This is a genomic window from Gemmatimonadaceae bacterium (genome assembly GCA_036003045.1).
Classification (GTDB): domain Bacteria; phylum Gemmatimonadota; class Gemmatimonadetes; order Gemmatimonadales; family Gemmatimonadaceae; genus JAQBQB01.
The window spans coordinates 1-2,184 of record DASYSS010000068.1 but is presented as its reverse complement, the minus strand read 5'-3'; the positions used below and the strand labels follow the sequence as shown (position 1 = coordinate 2,184).

3 protein-coding genes are annotated in these 2,184 nt (G+C 65.9%); all 3 read left to right on the top strand.

The window, feature by feature from the left end; translation table 11 throughout:
* On the top strand, positions 1 to 779 hold a 779-nt coding region (locus VGQ44_16785; GenBank protein ID HEV8448489.1), incomplete at its 5' end, for a transporter.
* A gap of 279 nt (positions 780 to 1,058) precedes the next feature.
* Positions 1,059 to 1,511 (top strand): hypothetical protein, encoded by a 453-nt coding sequence (locus VGQ44_16780; protein HEV8448488.1) that lies wholly within the window; start codon positions 1,059 to 1,061, stop codon positions 1,509 to 1,511.
* Positions 1,512 to 1,539: 28 nt separating this feature from the next.
* A complete protein-coding gene (locus VGQ44_16775; GenBank protein ID HEV8448487.1) occupies positions 1,540 to 2,025 on the top strand; it encodes a hypothetical protein in 486 nt (161 codons plus the stop codon).
* The last annotated feature ends 159 nt before the right edge of the window (positions 2,026 to 2,184 follow it).

Here is a 2,184-nt window from a genome sequence, read left to right as displayed (position 1 = left end):
TTCGGCTCATGATGGCCGGTGCGCTCGGCGCGTGCGCCCACCTCGGCGCGCCGGGGCCCGTCGTCGCCGATCGGCCTGGCTATACGGATACTCCGGTCGCGCTGCCGGCCGGCGCGGTGCAGCTCGAGGCCGGCGCGACGGACGATCGCGTCGGCCCGTCCGGCTCGCGAACCGAGTACTTCTCAGCCGGCGAGACGCTGCTGCGCCTTGGCCTCGGCGCGCGGACCGAGGCGCGCCTATTTGGAAACTCATATGGTCTTCGCTCGGTGTCCGGCGCGCCGAGGACCGGTGGTGTGGAAGACCTCAAGCTCGGGGCGAAGCTGAATCTCCGGTCGGCACCGGACAGCGTGCACTCGTGGGCGCCGAATGTCGCGCTGTTGGCGGCGACGACCCTGCCGACCGGCGCCAGCGGGTTCGGCGCCGGCTCGTCGCAGCCCGAGGTCAAGGTCGCCATGAACTGGACGACGGCGAGCCCGTTCTCGCTGTACACCAACGTGGGCTACAGCGACATCGTCAACGAGACGGGGCGCGCGGGGAAGGGATGGGTGAGCGCGGCCTCGTGGTGGGCGATCAATCCGAGCCTGTCCGTATTCGCCGAGGGGTTGGCGATCGGCCGCGTCCATGGGAGCGGCAGCGGCACGGCGGGCAACGACGTGGATGGAGGACTCACATTTCTCATCAACGACCGTCTTCAGCTCGACGTGAGAGTCGGTCGAGGGCTGGGGAGCGAGACGGGAAGCGAGCGTTTCGTCGGGGCGGGCTTGGCGAAACGCTGGTGAGGAATCGTCGCGGCCATCAACGGCGGGTCTCGCGATCGGAATTCCGCTCGGCGACCGCGTAGAGTCGAATGAGTTTTTCCAAGTCGCTGCGCTCGGCTGGCTTGCGTCGCTCGCGTTTCGAGAGAGCCGGGCCGCCGTTGGCGAGCACCTCGACGTAATTCAGAGATGCGCCGCCCGTTCTCACGAACCGCGTTGCTGGGAGTGTGTGCCGCCGTGATCGTCGGTTGCGGAAGCGACACCGCACCCTCGACGCCAGATAGCGGGAGCTCGCGATTCCCGATGCTGACCAATCATGGCGGACATCTTCTCAGTCCGCTCCGCCTCGTCGTCGTCGCGGCCGCGAACGACAGTCTACGCGACTCGCTGTTCCCGTTTGCGAAAGCGCTGCCGACGAGCCGGTGGTGGCCGGCGGTCGCGACACCCTACGGTGTGTCGCCAACGGCCACGGCATTCACGGTCACCGGCCCACCGATCGCGGCGGGAACGCAGATGACGTTGGCGGATATCGATGCCTATGTGCGCGCCGCGGCGATCGACTCAGCCGCATACGCCGCGGGCGTACCGTGGTATGCGATCTTTCTGCCGCAGGGCGTGAGCTGCACCGGCGTGGGCGCGTGCGCGCCACCGTCTGGGGCTTTCCACCTGCGGTTTCAGGTCGGATCCCGAGGACAGCGCGTGGCTATTGGCATCCGCGACCCCGCCGTGGACCGGCAGCCCGTGGGGCCTGGATAATGGCGGTACGGTCGAAGAGAACGCGGACATGTGTGAAGGGACACGGTATCTCGACGGCGGATTCTACTATCAGCGAGTGTTTTCAAATCAGGCCGCAGCGCTCGGCGGCGATCCGTGCGTGCCGGCGATCCCAACGCCGTATTTCAACGTCGCGACAAACGGGTGGTATTCGACGACCACCGGCGGGGTTTCCGTCCCGATCACCGGATGGTCGGTCGGAACCGTAGAGGAGTGGGTGATGTTCCCGATCTCGGGTCAACACACGCCGTCACTTCCTTCGGCGACGCTATCGTTCTCGTGTCCGGACACCGTGCTGGCCAATGGAGTACGGTACTGCGGGATCAACAATGGGAAAACGGGGACGCTGCGTGTCGTGCTTCCGCCCGGCTCCGGTTCGCAGTCGTTTTTCACTTTTCACCTTTTCAGCCTCCGAATCGGCGCCGACGGTCAGCTCGTCGCCGCGCCCGGCGAGGATAATTTTCACACGTGGATTTTCGGCGTTTACGTGCCGTAGGAACTCGATGAGCGGCGATCGAGCAGGTGCCGCGGTCGGCACTGTTCATGTCGCAGGGGCGTCGAGGACGACGAGGATCTACCACGAAATCGGCGCGCTTCAAGAAGTCGCTGCGGCCAACTAAGTTAGGACGTTCCTGGATGGGTGGCCGAGTGGTTT

Bases quoted from the DNA above. Each gene is read 5' to 3' on its own strand.
- VGQ44_16780 (HEV8448488.1), top strand. From the start codon at position 1,059: ATGCTGACCAATCATGGCGGACATCTTCTCAGTCCGCTCCGCCTCGTC.
- VGQ44_16775 (HEV8448487.1), top strand. From the start codon at position 1,540: ATGTGTGAAGGGACACGGTATCTCGACGGCGGATTCTACTATCAGCGA.